This window comes from Bartonella sp. AA126HLJHH (assembly GCF_042197425.1).
Classification (GTDB): domain Bacteria; phylum Pseudomonadota; class Alphaproteobacteria; order Rhizobiales; family Rhizobiaceae; genus Bartonella.
In genome coordinates, this window is sequence record NZ_JBHIRU010000039.1 from 1 (window position 1) to 6,763 (window position 6,763).

Here is a 6,763-nt window from a genome sequence, read left to right on the forward strand (position 1 = left end):
TGTTGATATTGTCGATATTGTCTCACGCACAGTGCATTTTGAAGGAGCTGTTGCGGGCAGAGAAATTGGTGTGACAGCAGGGACGGGTCACTTTGATTATGCTTCACGGGAAATGAAAGAACTGACCGATATTACCGGTAAACCGGAATATGCGATAGATGGTTCTGCTTTTGGGGCTCTCCAGGCGGATCAGATTAAACTTGTGGCAACAGAACAAGGAGTTGGGGTTCGCATGCGCCATGATATGGCAGCGAATGCGGGGCAGTTGCATCTTTCTGCTGACGGAAAAATCTCGTTGAAGAATGTTTTTGGTCATGGGGGTGTTGTTCTTCAATCAAAAAGCGATACCCTTCATGCAGAGAACATTACATCCAAAAAGCATATTGCGATTGCAGCAAAAAAAGGTGTCATGTTAGAAACGGTTGGCGCGGAAGGTCATTTGAGCGTAGATGCCCAGGATGGGCTTTTATCAATTGCCGGAAAAGCTACCTCGGGGGGCAATTTGGAGCTTTCTTCGCACCATGCTCTTCAAGTTTCAGGGCTAGGCGCAGGCGCTGATGTAACACTTGAAACAGATGGAGCGCTTAATATTGGTGGCACTGTTTTAGCTGGGGGCAATCTCAGGGCGCATGCCGGTGGTGATATACAAGCCCATTTTTTAGCTGGTGGGGTTGATATGGCAGCCACGCAAGCAGCTGGCAGCCTTGTTCTTGGCACAAAAGGGGATGTTGATCTCCAGAGCAGTCAAGGTGCGATTTTTGCTGAAAGTATTTATGGGGCAGGAGATATCACCCTGGTTTCTCATAATGGGCTCTCTGTTTCCCAAACAATTCTGTCGCATCACAATGTTGCCATTCATGTTGACCCCCATGCCGGCATTCATTTTGGGCAAGTTTTAGCCTATGGCAGAGCAGACATTCATGGTGGGGCGGTTGACTTTTCTTCTTTGATGACGGGTGATGATGCCGTTTTAAAGGTGGGAAGTCTTGATGCAGGCACACTGATGACAGGTTTAGATTTTGTTCACTCTCAGGTGAGCCCTTCAAACCCTACAGGTGCTCTTGTTTTTCATGATAAAGGTTCCCTTTTTGCTACAGCGCAAGAGGGTATAAAGGTTGGGCATATTATCAGTGGTGGCAATATTGAACTTTTTGCTGGCAACGACATTTATTATGATCAGGTCATTGGCTATGGCAGTGCAACCCTGACCTCGGTATCAGGAGGGATCAGCGTTGAGAATGTGCTGTCTGCTACGGGGGATGTGAGATTGACAGCAAACACACTGGATTTGAGCAATGATCGTTCTCATATTTACACGCCGCAAACGCTATATTTAACTGCGGATCATATTTATGTCTCGGGCAGCACGCTGATTTATGGTGGTTTAGATTTTCAAAGCACCAATGTTCTTGATATTCACCATGCACGGCTACAAGCCATTACCGATGAAGGAGGGACTGGAGATATTCTTTTTGTTGCTCCAGGCGTTATGGTGGATCAGTTCACATCGGTTTTAGCAGCACGAGATTTTATCATCAAAACCGGGGAGCTTGAAAATAGCGGTCAATTGGCAGCGGGGCAGGATTTAGTCTTTAGCGTGACGGGGGATGTGACCAACAACAAAACGGGCTTAATTTATGTGAAGGGCAATGGTGCTTTACAAGTTGATGGGGCTTTGTTGAATGATTTTGGCACCATAATGGCAGAAGGCAATTTATTTTTCACCAATGCAGCTGGTACTGGAAAAAGCCTTTCGCTTGTGAATAAAGCGGGCTTTATTCAAGCCGGTGGAAACTTAAATATCCAAACCAACACTCTAAAAAACGAAGCTGATAGCACGCCCGTCATCACGGAAAAAACGGAATATAGCGATATTTCATTCGAAAAACCAAAGGGTTCTGATCAACTCAGTGATGGGATGTTATATCAAGATGGTCCCAACCTTTGGGGAAAGGGTCACTTTGAGGATAGAACAATAGTTATTGCACACCAGTATATACCTAGGGAAGTATTTGTATTTGATAAAAATCTTTGGGCTAACAAAGAAGAAACGTATGGCACGGCAACTTTGGAAGATGGAGCATTTTATAGGGCATTTACTTGGAAATATGATAAAACAAAAAGTAATATAAGACGGTATCAATGGAATAATCAGTCACATATGACAGAAGAAACTGTCACGCAGGGGTTTTCGCATAAGCCCACTATTCAGGGGATGATACAATCTCACGGCAATCTCATCATTAACGCCGATAACATTGACAACCATTATAGCTCTATGAGAGCAGGCGGAAATGCCGATATCCACGCCAATGTGCTGACCAATTTAGGGGCAACGGCTTATAAAAACACTTATCTTGGTTGTCAGGCTAATACAGACAGTTGTTATGGTTATAAAGCTGATGGAAGCCGCGATGTTTCTTTAGATATAGCCAATGGCAAGGATCGCCAGATTGGTTCAGAAGCTTTGGAGAGCGTTCCTGGTCTTGTCCAAGCGGGCGGCACTTTAAATCTGGTGGTCGATCAACTCAATAACACGGCAGCGGAAGGTTCAATTACAGGGGATGCGCATTTTGAAGCAAAAACCGTTGAAGGCAATCCACTGGAGTCCTTAAGTGGTTTAACCGGGGCTGGCGCTCTCTTTACACCAAAAGTGGACCTCAATAATGCAGGGGAACTTTCTGAGGGTCTCCCTTTGCCAAAGCCTCAATCGGGTGGGGTTGGTGGCACCTTGCCCAAGCAGAATTTTATTTATGAAACGCGGGCAGAATTCCTTGATGTTGGCAAGTTTTATGGCTCAGCCTATTATTTGAACAGAATTGGCTACAAGCCTGACAGAGAGATTTTTTTCTTAGGCGATGCCTATTTTGAAAAGGAATTGATTGAAAAACAAATGCGTGATCTGGTCGGTCAAGGTTTGGGCAAAGGTTCCTTTATTCCAGGAAGTGATGCCATTGAACAAGTCAAAACCTTGCTGGATGTCGGGGCAGAATATGCAAAAGCCCACAATTTGATTTTTGGAGAGCCTTTGAGTGAAGAACAATTGGCGTCCCTAGAAGCTCCAATGGTGATTTATGTGCGCCAAAGTGTAAGGGGCATGGATGTTTATGCTCCGGTGCTTTACATCCCCGAAAAAGACAGATCCTCCTTTGTTTCTGCTGGGGCTTTGATCATGGGCGATGATGTCAATATCACCAGCCAAAATACGAGCAATTCCACAATAACTAATTCAGGGCGTATTGCGGCAAACCACCAATTGCATGTGCATGGCGGGGATATCTTTAGTCAAGGAGGGCATTTTGCGGCGGGTGGTGATGCTGTTATCCTTGCGGAGAAGAATATTCGTTTGGATGCAGGGCGCACAACGGTTGACGGCGTGGAGACAGTATTAAACACCGAGGCGCTTTCTGCTGGTGGCAATGCGAGCGTGATTGCCAAGCAAGATATCACCGCCTCAGGGGTGGGGATCACCACCGGAGGTGATCTTGCCATGGCTACAGAACAAGGCAACTTGACGATCGGTTCAGCAGAAACCCATTACCATGATGAACAGGGTGATGCCACCATGCATCATAAATCGGAAGTCAGTTCTGGGGGTTCAACAGTCTTTTCATCAGGAAAAAATCTCAATATTTTAGGCTCAGATGTTCAAGCAACGGATAAACTTCTCTTGCAAGCTGAGAGGAATATTTCGATTGATGCCACACGCAACAGTATGGACAATCAGAATGGGAGTGAAACCTCCCATGTTGCCTTGCACAATGGCTCTCATCTAAGTTCTGGAAAGAATATGGATATCATATCGGGGCACGATATCCATGTCTCTGCTTCCGATATAGATGCCAAGGGCAAGGTGGGGCTGAAAGCCAGTAACGATATTTTAATCAACAATGCAGAAGATAGCTTAAATTATGAGATGTCTGATCACAAAGAGGATGGAATATTTAGTGAGAGAGTCCATAATAATGTTGAGGCTACCCAAGTCGTGAGCTCAAGTATAACAGGCGGTGAAGGGATAGCCTTTGAATCTGGCAACGATACAAAAATCATTGGGTCGATGCTTCTTGTTGGAAAAAAAGAGGAAACACCAGATCAAGCAAAAGCGGATATTTCTATTCATTCTGGTGGGAATATTCTTATAAAAGGCGCTCAAGAACACTACGACCAGCAATACCAATCGTCTTCAAGTAGCTTTTTGCATGAGGAATCGTCCGATAGTTCTCAATCGCATACCACAACGGTCTCCTCTATCCTTGGGGCGACGGGCAACATCGTGTTAGACGCACAAGGAGAAGCCAAGATTTCTGCTTCTCATCTGCTTTCCGGTCAAAATATCAATGTGAGTGGAGAAAGTGTGACGATTGATGGTATGACAGATCACCATAGCAGCTACTCAGAAGAACATGCATCTGGTTTGGGCGCGGGTTCAGGCAAGGACTTTTTATCGATATATGGGAGTGAGACAAAGACAGAAAATGAAGAAAGTTTTGAACATCAAGGCTCTTCTCTCAATGCGAATGGCACTATCAACATCACTGCTAAGAAAAAAGATGTGACAATTGTTGGCTCTGATCTTGCAGGTGAGAATATTAACCTTTCGGCAGCTCGTGATGTCAATGTGCTTGTGGGTCATAATAGCCATAAGTCAAATTCTGAAGAAAAGCGTTCAGGTTTTGGTTTTCAGTTTGGAAAGAGCAGCAGCAGTGTTTCTGTAGGAGTTGGGGTTGAGAGCACGAAAGACACCAGCGATCAATGGGAAACCACTTCCACACAATCACACATCACGGCACGCCAAGATGTGCGGATCAGTGCGAACAATGATGTGACCTTGCAAGCAGCCGATGTTTCAGCAGGTCGTGATGTGAGTGTTGATGCCGGTAATAATATCACGCTTTCGGAAAGCCAAGATATCTCTAAGACACAAAAAAAACATGAAAATTTCTTTGCTGGTGTTACAGGTTCTATCAATGTTGGCATTCTTAGTACCATACAAGATATAAAGGATGCAGGAAAACGTTTTGGTCATGGGGATACAAAACACAAAATCGGCAATGGCATCATTCTTGGTCTAAAAGGCAAAGATCTCTATAACAAAGGCAAAGATCTCTATAATGGGATAAAGAGCGGATCAACAAAAGATTCCCTTCTCAAAATGGTGGATATTTCTACCAGTGTTACCGTAGGCTTTAAGACTGAAAAGGAAGAGAAGTCTTCTCAGACATCTACTGCTGTAACCAATAGCATAGAAGCTGGGCGTTCTGTCAATATGAAAGCCCACAAAGGCAGCATCCATGGTGTTGGAGCCGACGTTATTGCCGGTACCAATCCTGTTTATGCGCTGGGCAATGATCCGCAGAGCGGGAATATCAACTTGGATGCAGGACAGCACATTACCTTTGAAAGTGCGCAAAACACGCAAAGCACACAAAACCATAACCAAAGCGCTTCAATGAATATCGGAGCCAGTTATGGTACCGGTGGCGCAGAGGGAACAGGCAATGCCTCCTTTAGTCAAGGAGAAGGCTCCAGTGAACAGGTTCAACAAAAGAACGCCCATATTATAGGCACGGGCGCGGTTCACACCAACAGTGGGGGAAACACCACATTGGCAGGAGCAGTGGTTTCTGGAGAGCGTGTAAAAATGGAAGTAGGAGGTGATTTTACCGTTGTCAGCCGCAGTGATACGGGACAAAGTTCCAGCAAAAAAAACTCTGTTTCTGTTGGGGTTAAAGGCAATGGAAAGCCTGATGGTGCATCAATAAACGTCTCTTTCCAAAATGATCAATCCTCCAGCGATTATCACAGTGTTGTGGAACAATCAGGCATTAAAGCCCGTGATGACGGCTTTGAGATCACCGTTAAAGATAAAACAACGCTGACTGGAGGTATTATTGAAAGCACAGCCTTGGCAGAAAAAAACAGCCTGACCACAGGAAGCATCAGCACCAGTGATATTACCAACAGTGCGAGTGCCAAAGCCAGCAGTGATGGGATTAGCATTGCAGCGGGTGGTGCAATGGGCGAATACGACATCGCTAAAAACATTGCCAAAAATGTTTTAGATCATGCAGAACAACAGGATTCAAGGGAAGGATATACCAAATCCGCTATCAGCAATGGCACTATCGTCATTACTGATGAAGCAGGGCAGAAGGCATTAACAGGGCAAGGCGTTGATCAAACCATAGCTTCCCTTAACCGTAATACCGCTGAAGCTCATAAGGGTGTATCACAAATAGATGTCACTAAGCTGGAACAAACAGCTGGTGAAGACCGTAAAATGGCAACAGAATTGCTGGAAGAAGGATTTAAATACAGTGATAAAGCCTATAAAAAATATAGTGAAGAAGCCTCTAAAAAGCGCAATGATGTAGCCCCTAAAAAGCGCAATGCTGAAGCCTCTAAAAAGCGTAATGCTGAAGCCCCTAAAAAGCACAATGATGTAGCCCCTAAAAAGCGCAATGATGTAGCCCCTAAAAAGCGTAATGCTGAAGCTCCTAAAAAGCACAATGATGTAGCCCCTAAAAAGCGCAATGATGTAGCCCCTAAAAAGCGCAATGCTGAAGCCTCTAAAAAGCGTAATGCTGAAGCCCCTAAAAAGCGTAATGCTGAAGCCCCTAAAAAGCACAATGATGTAGCCTCTAAAAAGCGTAATGCTGAAGCCTCTAAAAAGCGCATGATGGAGTAGAAGGGGAAACCAAATCTGCTATCAGCGATGGGACTATCATCCTTACTGATACAACTGGACAGAGGGCGATGGGGC

1 protein-coding gene is annotated in these 6,763 nt (G+C 44.9%); it reads left to right on the plus strand.

Annotation, left to right across the window (positions count from 1 at the left end; translation table 11 throughout):
• Positions 1-6,688, plus strand: a 6,688-nt coding sequence (locus ACFIQC_RS09005; RefSeq protein ID WP_375707070.1) for a hemagglutinin repeat-containing protein, incomplete at its 5' end; no start/stop codon positions are given.
• Between the last annotated feature and the right edge of the window lie 75 nt (positions 6,689-6,763).